Annotated in this window: 15 protein-coding genes; 4 read left to right on the forward strand and 11 right to left on the reverse strand. The window is 63.1% G+C overall.

All coding sequences use genetic code 11. From position 1 onward, the window contains the following. Positions 1–59: 59 nt before the first annotated feature. The 9 genes from IVA95_RS14005 to cysG all read right to left on the reverse strand — a co-directional run bounded on the left by IVA95_RS14005 (position 60) and on the right by cysG (position 8730). Entirely contained in the window at positions 60–1109 is a 1050-nt protein-coding gene (locus IVA95_RS14005) for a sulfate ABC transporter ATP-binding protein (protein ID WP_247511013.1), read from the reverse strand. Then, positions 1099–2067, reverse strand: a complete 969-nt coding sequence (cysW, locus tag IVA95_RS14010) for a sulfate ABC transporter permease subunit CysW (RefSeq protein WP_247511084.1) — start codon at positions 2065–2067, stop codon at positions 1099–1101. The genes IVA95_RS14005 and cysW overlap by 11 nt, the downstream gene beginning before the upstream one ends. 16 nt (positions 2068–2083) lie before the next feature. Next, entirely contained in the window at positions 2084–2890 is an 807-nt protein-coding gene (gene cysT / locus IVA95_RS14015; RefSeq protein ID WP_256470202.1) for a sulfate ABC transporter permease subunit CysT, read from the reverse strand. Positions 2891–2959: 69 nt separating this feature from the next. Then, positions 2960–3949 (reverse strand): sulfate ABC transporter substrate-binding protein, encoded by a 990-nt coding sequence (locus IVA95_RS14020; protein ID WP_247511014.1) that lies wholly within the window; start codon positions 3947–3949, stop codon positions 2960–2962. A 138-nt stretch (positions 3950–4087) separates the two neighbouring features. Further along, positions 4088–4813 carry a phosphoadenylyl-sulfate reductase gene (locus IVA95_RS14025; RefSeq protein ID WP_247511085.1) on the reverse strand — a complete coding sequence of 242 codons (726 nt, stop codon included), beginning with the start codon at positions 4811–4813 and terminating at the stop codon, positions 4088–4090. Positions 4814–4815: 2 nt separating this feature from the next. Continuing rightward, positions 4816–5331 carry a DUF934 domain-containing protein gene (locus IVA95_RS14030; RefSeq protein WP_247511015.1) on the reverse strand — a complete coding sequence of 172 codons (516 nt, stop codon included), beginning with the start codon at positions 5329–5331 and terminating at the stop codon, positions 4816–4818. Beyond that, positions 5318–6973 (reverse strand): nitrite/sulfite reductase, encoded by a 1656-nt coding sequence (locus IVA95_RS14035; protein ID WP_065726706.1) that lies wholly within the window; start codon positions 6971–6973, stop codon positions 5318–5320. The genes IVA95_RS14030 and IVA95_RS14035 overlap by 14 nt, the downstream gene beginning before the upstream one ends. A 12-nt stretch (positions 6974–6985) precedes the next feature. Continuing rightward, positions 6986–7297 carry a DUF2849 domain-containing protein gene (locus IVA95_RS14040; protein WP_247511016.1) on the reverse strand — a complete coding sequence of 104 codons (312 nt, stop codon included), beginning with the start codon at positions 7295–7297 and terminating at the stop codon, positions 6986–6988. Then, complete coding sequence (cysG, locus tag IVA95_RS14045) at positions 7294–8730, reverse strand: siroheme synthase CysG (RefSeq protein WP_247511017.1); 1437 nt, start codon at positions 8728–8730, stop codon at positions 7294–7296. Before cysG ends, IVA95_RS14040 begins: the two co-directional genes overlap by 4 nt. Positions 8731–8983: 253 nt before the next feature. Here cysG and cysD point away from each other — a divergent pair, with 253 nt between their 5' ends. From cysD to IVA95_RS14065, 4 genes are all read left to right on the forward strand, one after another. Then, positions 8984–9778, forward strand: a complete 795-nt coding sequence (gene cysD, locus IVA95_RS14050; protein WP_247511086.1) for a sulfate adenylyltransferase subunit CysD — start codon at positions 8984–8986, stop codon at positions 9776–9778. Between the two features lie 24 nt (positions 9779–9802). Then, positions 9803–11719, forward strand: a complete 1917-nt coding sequence (cysC, locus tag IVA95_RS14055) for an adenylyl-sulfate kinase (protein ID WP_247511018.1) — start codon at positions 9803–9805, stop codon at positions 11717–11719. A 135-nt stretch (positions 11720–11854) separates the two neighbouring features. Continuing rightward, positions 11855–14017: a malate synthase G gene (locus IVA95_RS14060; protein WP_247511019.1), complete on the forward strand. Its 2163-nt coding sequence runs from the start codon at positions 11855–11857 to the stop codon at positions 14015–14017. A gap of 84 nt (positions 14018–14101) precedes the next feature. Further along, complete coding sequence (locus IVA95_RS14065) at positions 14102–14302, forward strand: CsbD family protein (protein WP_247511020.1); 201 nt, start codon at positions 14102–14104, stop codon at positions 14300–14302. A 70-nt stretch (positions 14303–14372) separates the two neighbouring features. On the opposite strand, the gene IVA95_RS14070 is transcribed toward IVA95_RS14065, so the two are convergent. Both IVA95_RS14070 and IVA95_RS14075 read right to left on the reverse strand, forming a co-directional pair. Next, a complete protein-coding gene (locus IVA95_RS14070; RefSeq protein ID WP_214489201.1) occupies positions 14373–14528 on the reverse strand; it encodes a Thivi_2564 family membrane protein in 156 nt (51 codons plus the stop codon). Positions 14529–14872: 344 nt separating this feature from the next. After that, a complete protein-coding gene (locus IVA95_RS14075; RefSeq protein ID WP_247511021.1) occupies positions 14873–15514 on the reverse strand; it encodes a DUF2865 domain-containing protein in 642 nt (213 codons plus the stop codon). Positions 15515–15548 lie beyond the last annotated feature (34 nt).

A 15548-nucleotide genomic window follows, 5' to 3' on the forward strand; every position in this document is an offset into this window, starting at 1 on the left:
GTCCGTCCGCGTGGAAGGAGCCCCCGGGTTGCGCTGCGCTTCACCCGGGCTACACGAAATCACTCTTGGGCGGCAAAGATCCGGTAGCGGCGGGGTTGCAGGCTGATGATTTCGCCGGCCTGGAGTTCCCGGTCCCGGGGCGCGTCGATCTCGATCACGGTCTTGCCCTCGCCGCCCGTCAAGGCGATCTCCGCCCGCTGGATCGGGCCGAACGAGCGGACATGGCGCACCGCCCCCTCCAGCGAGCCGGTTCCGGCGGGGCCGATCTGCATGTCGTGGCGGCGGACGAACAGCTTTGAGGCGCCGGAGGCGGCACCATAGGCGGCGATATTGAGCGGCCGGCCGCCGAGCCGCACCGAGCCGCCCGAGACCTCCACCGGCAGCACGATCGACTCGCCGATGAAACCGTGGACGAAAGCCGTTGCGGGATTGTCATAGACATCGCCGGGCGTGCCGATCTGTTCGATGCGGCCCTTGTCCATCACCACCACGCGGTTGGCGACTTCCAGCGCCTCCTCCTGGTCATGGGTGACGAAGATCGAGGTGACGTGGATTTCGGAATGCAGCGAACGCAGCCATTGCCGCAGTTCTTTCCGCACCTTTGCATCGAGCGCGCCGAACGGTTCGTCGAGCAAGAGGATGCGCGGCTCGATCGCTAGCGCGCGGGCGAGCGCAATGCGCTGCCGTTGGCCGCCCGACAACTGGCTGGGATAGCGGTTCGCCAGCCAGTCGAGTTGCACCAGGTCGAGCAATTCCTTGACGCGGGCGCGGATCGTGGCCTCGTCCTTGCGGATGGCGCGCGGCTGCACGCGCAGACCAAAGGCGACGTTCTCGAACACGGTCATGTGGCGGAACAGCGCGTAATGCTGAAACACGAATCCGACATGGCGCTCGCTTGCGCCGTGACCGAGTGCATCCTCGCCATCGATCCTCACCTCGCCGGCGTCGGGCCAGTCTAGGCCTGCAATGATGCGCAACAGCGTCGTCTTGCCCGAACCGGACGGGCCGAGCAGCGCCAGCAATTCGCCCTTGCCGACTTTCAGATCGACATTGTCGAGGGCTGCGAATGCGCCGAACTTCTTGACGATATTTTTGACTTCAATGGTCACTTGAATCGTCCCTTGGGGTTTGTCCTTCGTCCAGGCGCTGTTCGAGAACCGTTTTCACGACCAGCGTGATCAGGGCCAGCATCGCCAGCAACGAGGCAATCGCAAACGAGGCTACGAATTGATACTCGTTGTAGAGGATCTCGACCAGTAGCGGCATGGTATTGGTCTCGCCGCGGATATGGCCCGACACCACCGATACCGCGCCGAACTCGCCCATGGCGCGCGCATTGCACAGCAGTACGCCATACAACAGGCCCCATTTGATATTGGGCAGAGTGACGCGGAAGAAGGTCTGCAGGCCTGACGCTCCCAGCGAGATCGCGGCTTCCTCCTCCTGCGTGCCCTGCTCCTGCATCAGCGGGATCAGCGAGCGGGCCACAAATGGAAATGTCACGAAGATTGTCGCGAGCGCAATGCCCGGCACGGCGAACAGAATATGGACGTTGTGCGCCTGCAGCCAGGTGCCCCAATAGCCCTGCGCGCCGAACAGCAGCACAAAGACGAGGCCCGAAATGACCGGACTAACCGAGAACGGCAGGTCGATCAGCGTGACCAGGAAGGTTTTGCCGCGGAAATCGAACTTTGCAATCGCCCAGGCCGCGATCACCCCGAACAGCAGATTGAGACCAACCGAAATTGCCGCCACCAGCAGGGTCAGCCGGATTGCCGACAGCGCCTCCGGCTCGGCCAGTGCGGCGAAATAGGTGCCGAAACCTTTCGACAAGGCCGATGCGAACACCACGACCAAAGGCAGCACGACAAAGATAGTGAGGAAGCTGACGGCAAGCGCGATGATGATAAAGCGGACCGGTCCGGGCTCGCTCCGCAAATCCTTGGGCGAAGCAATCGCCCGCGGACGTTCGCGCGCCTCGTGGCGCGACGGCGGGGAAATGGCAACGCCCGCCGTTGACGCGTAGGCCTTCAGCGGCGTCGCCGGAGTCACAACGTTCGTTTGCATCGACATCGATCGGCTCTCAATGCGCGGGGATGCGGGTTTGTGCCCAGCGTTGCAGGCGATTGACGGCGAAGATGATCACGAACGAAGCCAGCAGCATGACGACGGCAATCGCTGTCGCATCGGCGTAACGGAATTCGGACAACCGGATCACGATCAGCAGTGGCGCGATCTCCGACACATTCGGCAGGTTGCCGGCGATGAAGATCACCGAGCCATACTCGCCGACCGCGCGCGCGAACGCCAGCGCAAACCCGGTCAGCAGCGCCGGAATCAGGCTCGGCAAAATCACTCGGAAAACCGTGTGCCAGCGGTTGGCGCCGAGGCTTGCGGCCGCTTCCTCGATTTCCGGATCGAGATCGATCAGGACGGGCTGGACCGTTCGCACCACGAAGGGAATGCCGATGAAGACCATCGCGATGAATATGCCGATCGGCGTGAACGCCACTTTGATGCCGAGCTCAGCCAGCGGCGCCCCGAGCCATCCCTTCTGTGCGAACAATTGCGTCAGCGCCACACCCGCCACCGCGGTCGGCAGCGCAAAAGGTATGTCAACGATCGCGTCGAACAGCCGTCGGCCCGGAAAGCGGTAGCGCACCAGCGCCCATACGATGATGGTGCCCATCACCAGGTTGACGCAGGCCGCGGCAAAGGAGAGGCCGAACGAAATCTTCAGCGCATTCAGCGTGCGGCGGCTGGTGAGAATTTCCCAGAACTGCGCGGGCGAAAGCTCGAGCGTCTTGAGGAACAGGCCGGCGAGGGGAATGAGGATGATGACGGAGAGCCACGTCAGGGTCAGGCCCATGGTCAAACCGAACCCGGGCAAGCTCGTGCGCCGTGCGACCGCTGTGCTCACAAATCCCCCTGCTTCTGCTACGGCTGGCCGTTGGCCAGATCAATTCTTGTAAATCTGGTCGAAGATGCCGCCTTCGCCGAAGTGATCTTTCTGCGCCTTGGTCCAACCACCGAAAACGTCGTCGATCGTGAAAAGTTCGACCTTGGCGAAAGATTTTTCGTATTCCTTGGCGATTTCGGAATCGCGCGCACGATAGGAATTGCGCGCGGCTATTTCCTGACCTTGCTTGGTGTACCAATATTTCAGGTAGGCCTCGGCGACGGCGCGGGTGCCTTTTTTGTCGGCAACCTTATCGATGACCGCCACCGGCGGCTCGGCGAGGATCGACAGCGGCGGCGCGACGATCTCGAACTTGTCCTTGCCGAATTCGCGCTGCGCCAGGAACGCCTCGTTCTCCCACGCCAGCAACACGTCGCCGACGCCGCGCTCGACAAAAGTTACCGTCGAGCCGCGCGCGCCGGTATCGAGCACCGGCACGTTCTTGAAGAGATCGGCAACGAATTTCTTCGCTTTGTCGGCGGAACCGAACTTCTTTTCGGCAAAACCCCAAGCCGCCAGGTAATTCCATCGCGCGCCGCCCGAGGTCTTCGGGTTCGGCGTAATCACCTGCACGCCGGGCTTGACCAGATCGTCCCAATCCTTGATCGCCTTGGGATTGCCCTTGCGCACAAGGAATACAATCGTCGAGGTGTAGGGTGAGGCATTGAGCGACAGCCGCTTCTGCCAGTCCGGCGCCACCAGCCCCTTCGCAGCGATGGCGTCGATGTCATAGGCCAGCGCCAGCGTGACGACGTCCGCCTGTAGCCCGTCGATTACCGCGCGCGCCTGCGAGCCCGAGCCACCATGCGACTGCTTGATCTCGACACTCTTGCCGTTCTCTTTCTGGTAGGCCGCCGCGAACGCCTTGTTGAAATCGGCGTACAGCTCGCGCGTCGGATCGTAGGACACGTTGAGCAGGGTGTAATCGGCAGCGAAGGCCGAACTCGCCCAGAGCAATCCGGCAACAAGCGGCAGAATGCGACGGATCATCGTTGATCTCCATTCGGCTTGACGAAACATTATCATCAACCACGAACGCATAAGTCGCGACGAAAGGCCGCTTAGTCAACGAAACCGCATTTCATTGTTTGCGGTTCCGCAGCTTCGTTGTCCTACGAAGTCCAGACTCTACGAAGTCTTCGTCGTGTGGATGCCGCATTCCGTCTTGGGTCTGCCGCGCCAGCGGCCGGCCCGGGCGTCCTCGTCCGGCGCCGTCCGGCTCGAACACGGCATGCACCCGACCGACAGGTAGCCCGAGGCGACCAGCGGATGCGGCGGCAATTTGGCGAGCTTGTAGATCGCCTCGATCTCTTCGCGCGACACGTTGGCGAACGGATTGAACTTCAGCCTCGCTCCGTCTTCCTCGACGACGGGGATCTCGGCGCGGGCGCCGCCCTGAAACCGCTTGCGCCCGTTGATCCAGGCCGAAAACGGTTTGAGCGCTCGCGCCAGCGGCTCCACTTTACGGATACGGCAGCAGGCGTCCGGATCGGAAAACCATAATTCGCGATCGGGATCCTGGCGCGAGAGCGCTTCTTCCAAGGGCTTGATTGAGCGAACGTCGCGAAGGCCTAGCGTCGCGATCAGCGTATCGCGATAAGCGAGCGTCTCCTCAAACAGCCAACCGGTATCGAGGAAGATCACGGGAATCGCGGCATCGACATCGGCCATCACCTTGAGCAACGCTGCCGATTCCGTGCCGAACGACGACACCAGCGCAAGCTGCTCGCGGCCGACGGTCTTCAGCGCGGTCTCAATGACATGCGACGGCGAGGCGTCGCGCAAGGTACGGTCGAGCGTCTGCGCCGAATGAAGGATCGCCGCGTCCACGGCGACGGCATGCTGTGAGATCATGGTCACTGGCCGGCACTCTCCGAATGACGCAACTGCATCCGCCGGTTCAGCGCGGTGACGCGGCCATCGCCGGTCGGCTGGTAGAACACCGAATAGCGCTTCATGGTCTCGGCAAAGGCGTCGGCGTCGGCATCCTTCTTCACCTCGAACGCGTCGAAGCCGGCGCGCGACATGAACACGAACTGGTCGCGCAGCACCTGGCCGGTGGCGCGCAGCTCGCCGTCATAGCCATGCCGCTCGCGCAACAGGCGCGCCTGGCTGTAGGCGCGGCCGTCGCGGAACGTCGGGAACACCAGTGCGACGGCAGCCAGGCGATCGAGATGGGGCACCAGGTCGTCGACGGCGCGACTGTTCGGCCAGATCACGCCGGTTTTGCCGGCGCGCTTGAGAATGGCTTCCGGATCTTCAAGGAACCGCGCCGCCGAAATGAGGACCGCTCCGTCGCCCGGCAATTCGGCGCCGTCGGCAACATGGACGAACATATCCGTGGTGATTCTTCCGTTCTTAACGAGTGGCATAGACCCGCTCCTTGAATGGCTCGACGCCGAGGCGCTTGACTGTATCCACGAACAATTCCTCGGGACGGTCGCGCAGCGCGAGATAGGCTTCGACAATGTCTTCGATCACGTCGGCAACCTCCGCATAGGGGACGGCCGGACCGATCAGCACGCCCATCTGCGCGTTCTCGTCGGCGCGGCCGCCGATCGTGATCTGGTAAAATTCCTCGCCGTTCTTCTCGACGCCGAGAATGCCGATATGGCCGACGTGGTGATGGCCGCATGCGTTGATGCAGCCGGAGATGTTGATGTGTAGCCGGCCGATCATGTCGGCAGTGTCGTGGTTGGCAAAACGGCGCGTCAATTCCTGTGCGATCGGAATCGAGCGCGCATTGGCCAGCGAGCAGTAGTCGAGTCCGGGGCAGGCGATGATGTCGGTGACCAGATTGACGTTCGGCGTGGCGAGCCCGAGACGGTCGAGCGCCTTCCACAATTGCGGCAGGTCGCGCTTGGCAACATGCGGCAGCGCCAGGTTCTGCTCGTGGCCGACGCGGATTTCGCCGAATGAATATTTGTCGGCGAGATCGGCGATCGCGTCCATCTGGTCGGCGGTGGCATCACCGGGCGGGCCGCCCACCGGCTTCAGTGACAGCGTCACGATCGAGTAGCCCTGCACCTTGTGCGGGGCCACCGAGTTCTTGCGCCAGCGCTCGAACAGCGGATCATGCGCGGCCTGCTTCAGCTCGTCCGGCATGTGCGGCAGCTTCTCGTAAGCCGGATAGGAGAAGCGCGAACGCACCTCCTCGATGACGGAATGGTCGAGCGTCAGGGCGCTGTGACCCATCTGCCTCCATTCCTCGTCGACCTCACGCGCGAACTTCTCGATGCCGAGCTCATGCACCAGGATCTTGATGCGCGCCTTGTAGATATTGTCGCGGCGGCCGTACTGGTTGTAGACGCGCAGGATCGCCTCGACATAGCTGAGAATGTCGCGGCCGTGGACGAACGGCTTGATGGTCTTGGCGATGAACGGCGTACGGCCGAGGCCGCCGCCGACCAGCACCTCGAAACCGGTCTCGCCGTCGGCGTTCTTGTGCAGGCGCAGGCCGATGTCGTGGATCTTGATCGCGGCGCGGTCGTGCTCGGACGCGGTGATCGCGATCTTGAACTTGCGCGGCAGGAACGAGAATTCCGGATGCAGCGTGGTGTGCTGGCGCAGGATCTCCGACCAGATGCGGGGATCCTCGACCTCGCCGGGCGCCACGCCCGCCCACTGGTCCGAGGTGACGTTGCGCATATTGTTGCCGGAGGTCTGCATCGCGTGGATACCGACCTCGGCGAGTTCGGCCAACGCATCGGGCAGTTCGGCGAGCTTGATCCAGTTGAACTGGATGTTCTGCCGCGTGGTGAAATGGCCGTAGCCGCGGTCGTAGCGGCGGGCAACATGGGCGAGCCGCCGCAACTGCTTCGATGATAGCGTGCCGTAGGGAATCGCGACGCGGAACATATAGGCGTGCAGTTGCAAATACACGCCGTTCTGCAGCCGCAGCATCTTGAATTCGTCCTCGGTGAGTTCGCCGGAGAGGCGGCGCTTCACCTGATCGCGGAATTCAGACACGCGCTCGTTAATCAGCGTGCGATCGAGTTCGTCATATGCGTACATGATGGATCAGCCTCAGGCCGGAAGAAGGTCGATGGTGAGGCCCTTCGACCGGATGTGTTCGCGGAGATTGCCGGGCTTGACCACCCCGCCGTTGAGCTCGACCGGCGCGATATAGGCACCGACCGCGCCGACGTCATCGGCCGCGCTTTCGGCGAGCAACGCACGCGCATCATCCGAAGTGCTCACGATCGCAGCGTCGGACAGAGCGGTCGACCAACCCTGTTGTGCGGTCCGGTAGACCACGACGCCATCCCAGGTGCGATTGGCGGTCACCACCGAGGGCCCCGTGATTCTGATTTTCTTTTGTTCGAGCGGAGAGGTCATTCGGCAGCATCCAATAGTTTCGAGATGACTTGATTGACGTTGGACTGGCGCCACGGCGCGGAATGCGCGACCACGTCGCCGATGATGAGGATGGCGGGGCCGCTATCGATTTTTTCGACCAGCGCGGGAAGATTTCCGAGCGTCCCGACCACGGCCTGCGCATCCGGCCGCGTCACCCGCGCGAACACGCCGACGGGCGTTTGCGGCAACCGGCCGGCAGCCAACAGGCCTGCGCGGACTGACGGTGCGGCGGTCATGCCCATATAGACCACGATGGTCATCTTCTTGTCTGTCAGCACCGACCAGTCGACGGCTTCGGCATCCTTTGCCTTGTGCGCGGTCAGGAAAGTGATGCGCAGCGCCTCACGCCTGAAGGTCAGCGGCGCTTCGAATTGCGCGGCAGCGCCGAGGCCTGCGGTGATGCCCGGCACCACCGAATAGGTAACGCCTGCGGCGCGCAGCACTTCGATCTCCTCGCCGCCGCGGCCGAAGATGAAGGGATCGCCGCCCTTCAGCCGCACCGCGCGCTGTCCAGCCTTGGCAGCCTTGATAAGCAGCTTGTTGATCGCATCCTGGCCGATGCCGGGCTTGCCGACGCGGCGGCCGACCGGAACGCGCGAAGCATCGCGGCGCACGCGATCGAGAATTTCCGGCGACACCAGCTCGTCGTAGAAAACCACGTCGGCATCCTGCAGCGCGCGCAGCGCCTTGATGGTGAGCAGATCCGGATCGCCCGGCCCCGCGCCGACCAGCGTCACCCTGCCCTCGGCCTTGCCGTTCTTGCTCGCGCCGGCAAACGCGGAGGGATCAGTGATTTCGTTCAGCGCTTTTTCAGCCTCGCTCTTGCGCCCGGCCAGCACGAGCGCACCGATCGGGCCGTCGATCACGCGCTCCCAGAAGCGGCGGCGCAACGCGAATTCGGGAATGCGCGCGTGCATCGATTTGCGAAAGCTGCCGATGAAGGACGCGAGATCGCCGATGCGCGCCGGCAGCACCGCTTCGATGCGCTCACGCACGCGGCGTGCCACCACCGGCGATGCACCGCCGGTGCCGACGGCGACGACGACGTCGCCGCGATCAACAATCGCGGGAAAGATGAACGTGGAATGGGCGAGATCGTCCATCACGTTGACGGGCAGACCGACCGCTTTCGCGCGCACTGACATCGCAACGCCGATATCACCGGCGCCGGCGCAGAGCACCGCGATGACGCCCGCAAGATCAGCCGTGAGCGGATCGCCTGTTGCGCGTTCGATCCGCGCGGCAGCGGTCGCATCGAGCCCCGAAACGTCATGGCTGCCGTCGGTCGCATACCAGCGAATGTTTGCGCCGGCCGATGCCAAGAGGCGCAGCTTCGCGCGCACAAGGTCGCCGGCTCCGACGAGCAGCACCACGCCGCTTTGCAGATCGAGAAACACGGGCAGAAATCGCATGCGAAACTCGCTTCCCCCACTTCAGGGTTGACTGGAATTATTTTCTATATATGTCTCGTTCAGCGCCCGCAAAGAGAAAATTATTTCTTCTCTATTGCGTCGCAACTATAGAATTTTCGCCCAGCAAGGCCAAGGCCCAGAGATGCATCTTCTCAACTCCGACCCTGACAAGGACCGTCTGCGTGGCGCTGATCGCCCGAACGGCTCCGCCGTCGAAAAAATTCTCGCTGACGCACGGCTGCCGCCGCCTTCGATGGATCATCTCGACGAGCTCGAGGCGCAGAGCATCTACATTCTGCGCGAGGCGTTTGCGCGGTTGAAAAAACTCGCGCTGCTGTGGTCGCTCGGGAAAGATTCCAACGTGATGATCTGGCTGGCGCGCAAGGCCTTCTTCGGCCGCGTGCCGTTTCCGGCATTGCATGTCGATACCGGCAAGAAATTTCCGGAGATGTATGCATTCCGCGACCGCTTCGGAAAAGAGTGGGATCTGGATCTGAAGATCGAGCCCTGCCCGCCGATCGACGCGGTCGATCCAACCTTGCCGCCGGCCGCGCGTTCTGCCGCCCGCAAGACTGAAGGACTGAAGTGGGCGCTAACCAAATATGGTTTTGACGGATTGATCGCCGGCATTCGCCGCGATGAAGAGGCGACGCGCGCCAAGGAGCGCGTGTTCTCGCCGCGCGGGCTCGAAGGCGGCTGGGATGTGCGCGACCAGCCCCCGGAGTTCTGGGATCAGTTCAACGCATCAGTGCCGCAAGGCGCACATTTGCGCGTTCACCCGATCCTGCATTGGACCGAGGCCGACATCTGGGCCTACACCAAGCGCGAAAATATTCCGATCATCCCGCTGTATCTTTCGAAGGATGGCAAGCGCTATCGCTCGCTGGGCGATCAGGACATCACCAATCCGGTGGCGTCGACCGCCTCCAACATCGACGAGATCCTCGCCGAGCTCGACGGCACAAAGGTGCCGGAGCGCGCCGGCCGTGCGCTCGATCACGAAACCGAAGATGCGTTCGAGCGGCTGCGCGTCGCCGGCTATCTCTAACGGACATTTGCTGTGAGCGTTGCGATGAACATGATCCTGCCTGCCAGCGTTTCGGCAACACCGAACGGCACCACCCGCCCGCAAGTCCGCATCGTCATCGTCGGCCACGTCGATCACGGCAAATCCACGCTGGTCGGCCGCCTGCTGCACGAGACCGGCAGCCTGCCCGAGGGCAAGCTAGAGATGCTCAAAGCCGTCAGCGCGCGGCGCGGCATGCCATTCGAATGGTCGTTCCTGCTCGATGCGCTGCAGACGGAGCGCGACCAGGGCATCACCATCGACACCACGCAAATCCGCTTCCGCACCCGCTCGCGCGACGTCGTGCTGATCGACGCGCCCGGCCATGCCGAGTTCCTGCGCAACATGATCACCGGCGCCTCGCAGGCCGACGGTGCGGTGCTGATCATCGACGCGCTGGAAGGCGTGCGCGATCAGACCCGGCGTCACGGCTATCTCTTGCATCTGTTGGGCATCAAGCAGGTCGCGATCGTCGTCAATAAGATGGACCGCGTCGACTTCAGCGCGGATCGCTTCAAGGAGATCAGCGACGAGATTTCGGCGCATCTGATTGGCCTTGGCGTGACGCCTTCGGCTGTGATTCCGATTTCCGCGCGCGACGGTGACGGCGTTGCGGAGCAGACCCCACGGATCGGCTGGTATCAGGGACCAACCGTCGTCGAAGCGCTCGACGCGCTCGAGCCGGCGCGGCCGTTGGAGCAACTGGCGCTGCGGCTGCCGGTGCAGGCGATCTACAAATTCGACGACCGCCGCATTGTTGCGGGCCGCATCGAGTCCGGGCAGCTGAGTGCCGGCGATGAAATCGTCATCATGCCCGCCGGCAAGATCGCGAAGATCAAGACGGTGGAGAGCTGGCCGCTGACGCCATTGAAGGGCAGCCACGGCGCCGGCCGCTCGGTCGGCATCACGCTCGACCGTGAATTGTTCATTGAGCGCGGCGACGTCATCGCCCATGCCGGCGCAACGCCGCGCGACACGCGGCGCGTTCGCGCGCGGATTTTCTGGCTGCACGACAAGCCGCTGTCGAAAGGCGACCAGATCCTGATCCGCCTCGGCACACGGGAAACCCGCGCCAGCGTGGTGGCGATCGAGAAGGCGGTCGATCCCGGTGAGCTCTCCAACGAGGAGACCACGGCGATCGCGCGCAATCATGTCGGCGAAATCGACATCTCGCTGGCGCAGCCGATCGCGGCCGATCCCTATCAGGAAAATTCGCGCACCGGTCGACTGGTAATCGAGATCAATGGCCGCATCGCCGGCGGCGGCCTCGTGCTGTCGGTCGACGCCGGACAGCGCGCCATTCCGATCGACATCGTGCCGGTGGAATCCGCATTGCGTCCCGAAGAGCGCTCGGCGCGCTACCGCCACAACGGCGCGGTGATCTGGCTGACCGGCTTGCCGGGTTCGGGTAAATCGACACTGGCGCGCGCACTCGAGCGACGGCTGTTTTCGCGCGGCGGTTCGCCCATCCTGCTCGATGGCGACACGCTGCGCGCCGGCCTCAACGGCGATCTCGGCTTCTCCGCACAGGACCGCACCGAAAACATCCGCCGGCTGGCGGAAGTTGCGACTCATCTGGCGCGCAACGGCCACATCGCTGTCGTCGCCGCGGTCTCGCCATCGGTGGACGATCGCGCCGCTGCGCGTCGCATCGCTGACACCTCGTTCCGCGAGATCTATGTCGCGACGCCGGCGGAAGTCTGCGAGAGCCGCGACCCCAAGGGCCATTACGCCAAGGCGCGCGCCGGCACGTTGCAGGCCTTCACCGGCATCGGCAACGACTACCAGCCGCCGGCCCAGGCGGAGCTGCGCATCGACACTTCTGCGCGAACGGTTTCGGACGCAACCGACGAGATCGAGCGAATGCTGGCGGAGACCGGCATCCTGTTCGACGAACTGGTCGATCTCGCCGCCAATATCTAGGCTTTTTGGGGCCTTCTCATCGACCCGGCTTTAGGGCTAAAAGGGCGGCCAACGCTGCCCTTTTTTGGCGCGCTTTTTGCTGTTTTCACTCCGAAAACTGCGTTTGAACGCCAATTTCTATCGAGAAAGCCCATCATGAATCGTGTCGATGCCCACGGATTGAAGATCGCCCCCGTCCTGTTCGACTTCATCGCCAAGGAGGCGACTCCTAAGACCGGGGTTTCGCCCGATGCATTCTGGGCCGGCGTCGCCGCCATCGTCAAAAAGCTCGGGCCGAAAAATCGTGAGCTGCTCGCCTTCCGCGACGCGCTGCAGGCCAAGATCGACGGCTGGCATCGCGCCAATAAGGGCAAGGCTTTCAACATGAACGCCTATACGGTGTTCCTGAAGGAGATCGGTTATCTCCTGCCCGAGCCGGCCACGAAGCAGGTTGAGACATCAGATGTCGACGAGGAGATCGGCAAGATCTGCGGGCCGCAGCTCGTCGTTCCCCTGACCAATGCCCGCTACGCGCTGAACGCGGCGAATGCGCGCTGGGGCTCACTGTACGACGCCTTTTACGGCACCGACGCGATTCCGCACGATCCGAGCGAAAGCGGCAAGGGCTACAACAAGGCGCGCGGCGACAAGGTGATCGCCAAGGCCAAGACCTTCCTCGATGCCGCGGTGCCGCTGGCGACTGGCAGCCACACCGACGTGACCTCGTATAGTGTGATTGCCAGCCAGCTCGCGGTGAAGCTCAAGAGCGGCAATGCCACCGCGCTAAAATCTGCCTCGCAGTTCGCCGGATACCAGGGCGATGCCGCCCAGCCTTCCGCCGTCCTGCTGGTCAACAACGGCATGCATGTCGAAGTGAAGATCGATCGCAACCACGCGATCGGCAAGGACGATCCGGCCGGCGTCGCCGACATGATCCTGGAATCGGCGGTCTCGACCATTCTCGACATGGAAGACTCGGTTGCCGCCGTCGACGCCGAGGACAAAGTGCTGGTCTATCGTAACACGCTCGGTTTGATGAACGGCACACTCTCGGCCGATTTCGAAAAGGGCGGCAAGACGGTGAAGCGTTCGCTCAATCCCGACCGCGTCTACAAGACGCCCGACGGCAAGGAGCTGACGCTGCACGGCCGCAGCCTGCTGCTGATGCGCAATGTCGGCCATCACATGTTCACCGATGCGGTGCTCGATGAAAAGGGCGAGGAGATTCCGGAAGGGCTGCTGGATGCTGCGGTCGCCGGCCTGCTCGCGATCCACGATCTCAAGGGCAATTCGAAAGTCAGGAATAGCCGCACCGGTTCGGTCTATATCGTCAAGCCGAAGATGCACGGCCCCGTTGAAGTCGCGCTGACCTGTGAATTGTTCGGCGAAGTGGAAAAGCTGCTCGGACTGCCCGAGAACACCATGAAGGTCGGCATCATGGACGAGGAGCGCCGCACCACGGTCAACCTCAAGGCCTGCATCCAGAACGCATCGAAGCGCATCTGCTTCATCAACACCGGCTTCCTCGACCGCACCGGCGACGAGATTCACACCTCGATGGAAGCGGGTCCGATGATCCGCAAGAACGACATGAAGGCGCAGCCCTGGATCAAGGCCTATGAGGACTGGAATGTCGACATGGGCCTGATCGACGGCTTGCCCGGCCATGCCCAGATCGGCAAGGGCATGTGGGCGGCGCCCGACAAGATGGCTGACATGCTCAGCCAGAAGCTCGGCCATCCGCAGGCCGGCGCGACCACGGCATGGGTGCCCTCGCCGACGGCTGCCACGCTGCACGCGCTGCATTATCACCAGATCAATGTGATCGCGCGACAGGAAGAGCTCGCCAAGGGCGGCCCGCGCGCAAAACTCTCCGATATCCTCACCATTCCGGTATCGCAGTCGAACTGGGCGCCTGATGACGTCAAGCAGGAGATCGACAACAATTGCCAAGGCATTCTCGGCTATGTCGTGCGCTGGATCGATCAGGGCGTCGGCTGCTCCAAGGTGCCCGACATCCATGACGTCGGCCTGATGGAAGACCGTGCGACGTTGCGGATTTCCAGCCAGCATCTGGCGAACTGGCTAGCGCATGGCGTCGTCAGCAAGGACCAGGTGATGGAGTCGCTAAAGCGCATGGCGGTCGTGGTCGACAAGCAGAATGCCGGCGATCCGCTCTACAAGCCGATGGCGCCTTCGTTTGACGGCGTTGCCTTCCAGGCCGCCTGCGATCTCGTCTTCAAGGGCCGCGAGCAGCCGAACGGCTACACCGAATACATCCTCACCGCGCGGCGCCGCGAGGCAAAGGCGGCGGGCTGAGCCATGTCATGATGCCGCGGTTCCGGCCGGAACGTCCGGCGCGGCTCGCCGTTGATCGTCATCTCAATAGAGGAGGAGATGACGATGGATTGGAACAGGGTTGAAGGCAACTGGAAGCAGTTCAAGGGCGCGGCCAAGCAGAAGTGGGGCAAGCTCACCGATGACGATCTCAACGTGATCGAGGGAAGCCGAGAACAACTCGAAGGCAAGCTGCAGGAGCGCTACGGCTTCGCCAAGGACCAGATCCGCAAGGACGTGGACGACTGGTTCAAGACCTTGAAGTAGGAAGGGAGGAACACGCTCCCGAGCAAAAGAGCCCCGGCCTGCGCCGGGGCCTTTTCGTTGCTGGCTGCGGCTATATCACCGCGATGTATCTCAACAGCGAGATCACGCCCAGAATGATCACCACGACGCGAGCGATCTGCTTGGCGCGGCCGTCGAGCGGCAGCAGGTTGATGAGATAGAGGACGAGGATAACGACCAGGAACGTGATGAGTACACTGACAAGCATGCGGAGCCCCCTTCGGCGTTGGCCGGAAAATGTGCTGGTAGTGTTTTGTTAACGTGAACAAGCGCGCCGGGTTCCGCGCCACGGAACCGAGCTCGCTTGGAAAATCGCAGTCGGCGCGAAGGCCGACGCCTACGCGGCAGCGGCCGTCGCCGAGGGCGTCAAGCAGGCTTCCCAGATGCTGGAGACGCAATAGGTCACCGCGTTCTCGGCAAGATCCGCGCAGCGTAAAGACTCGTCGTGCCCGGGCTTGACCCGGGCATCCATCGCCCTTCGCACGAATCTTCTGAAGATGGATGGATGACCGGGTCAAGCCCGGCCATGACGGAATTAGGCACCCACAATCCTCAATCCCGCGCCACCACGGGCACGCGCCCATACTTGGCGCGGACCTTTTCTGATGCGGGTGAGAAGTTCAGTTCTGCGCCGCGCTTGTCGCCGCTGCGGCCCGCGACCAGGAGGCCGTTCTCGCCGGCGACGATGTCGCCCTTGCGCAGCGTCGGGTCGTCCTCGATCTTGACCTGCGCCAGCCCGACCGGGTCCTTGCCGTTGCAGGTGCAGCCGCTGACGAGTTCGTTGCGATAGCGGAACGCGTTCGGCAATTCCGAGTACGCCTTGCCATTTTCGGCCGCGGCCTCGTCGATGCTGCTGCCGTAGAACAACTTGGTCTCGCTCGCCGGGCATAGCTTGTTGCAGGAGGCCGCCCGGTTTGCGTTGTCGGACGCTGTGAGCGGGAAATAGCGCCCGTCGCAGGTGCGCACGCAATACGCCTGAGCGCCGCCGGCATAGCGCCGACGCCCCTCCCCCCGCGGCGCGTACACCTGACCGTCGTCATTTGCGAAGGGCATCTGGACGTAGGGCTGGTGGCGCGGGCGGGCGAATCCGCCGAATAGTTGCGAGAAGAAGTCCTGCGCCTGCGCGGCAGGCGCCAGTGCCGACGTGCAGGCCAGCGCGGCTGCGCCCCATGCCGCCAGTTTTCCCGATCGCATCAACGCTCTCCTCTCACGCAATACCAGGCATCGA

This window comes from Bradyrhizobium sp. 157, assembly GCF_023073815.1.
GTDB lineage: Bacteria > Pseudomonadota > Alphaproteobacteria > Rhizobiales > Xanthobacteraceae > Bradyrhizobium.

What these genes read in the sequence shown, in the direction of transcription:
- cysW (WP_247511084.1), bottom strand. Translation starts at nt 2,067, where the DNA reads ATGCAAACGAACGTTGTGACTCCGGCGACGCCGCTGAAGGCCTACGCG.
- IVA95_RS14020 (WP_247511014.1), bottom strand. Translation starts at nt 3,949, where the DNA reads ATGATCCGTCGCATTCTGCCGCTTGTTGCCGGATTGCTCTGGGCGAGT.
- IVA95_RS14025 (WP_247511085.1), bottom strand. Translation starts at nt 4,813, where the DNA reads ATGATCTCACAGCATGCCGTCGCCGTGGACGCGGCGATCCTTCATTCG.
- IVA95_RS14030 (WP_247511015.1), bottom strand. Translation starts at nt 5,331, where the DNA reads ATGCCACTCGTTAAGAACGGAAGAATCACCACGGATATGTTCGTCCAT.
- IVA95_RS14035 (WP_065726706.1), bottom strand. Translation starts at nt 6,973, where the DNA reads ATGTACGCATATGACGAACTCGATCGCACGCTGATTAACGAGCGCGTG.
- IVA95_RS14040 (WP_247511016.1), bottom strand. Translation starts at nt 7,297, where the DNA reads ATGACCTCTCCGCTCGAACAAAAGAAAATCAGAATCACGGGGCCCTCG.
- cysG (WP_247511017.1), bottom strand. Translation starts at nt 8,730, where the DNA reads ATGCGATTTCTGCCCGTGTTTCTCGATCTGCAAAGCGGCGTGGTGCTG.
- cysD (WP_247511086.1), top strand. Translation starts at nt 8,984, where the DNA reads ATGGATCATCTCGACGAGCTCGAGGCGCAGAGCATCTACATTCTGCGC.
- cysC (WP_247511018.1), top strand. Translation starts at nt 9,803, where the DNA reads ATGAACATGATCCTGCCTGCCAGCGTTTCGGCAACACCGAACGGCACC.
- IVA95_RS14060 (WP_247511019.1), top strand. Translation starts at nt 11,855, where the DNA reads ATGAATCGTGTCGATGCCCACGGATTGAAGATCGCCCCCGTCCTGTTC.
- IVA95_RS14065 (WP_247511020.1), top strand. Translation starts at nt 14,102, where the DNA reads ATGGATTGGAACAGGGTTGAAGGCAACTGGAAGCAGTTCAAGGGCGCG.
- IVA95_RS14070 (WP_214489201.1), bottom strand. Translation starts at nt 14,528, where the DNA reads ATGCTTGTCAGTGTACTCATCACGTTCCTGGTCGTTATCCTCGTCCTC.
- IVA95_RS14075 (WP_247511021.1), bottom strand. Translation starts at nt 15,514, where the DNA reads ATGCGATCGGGAAAACTGGCGGCATGGGGCGCAGCCGCGCTGGCCTGC.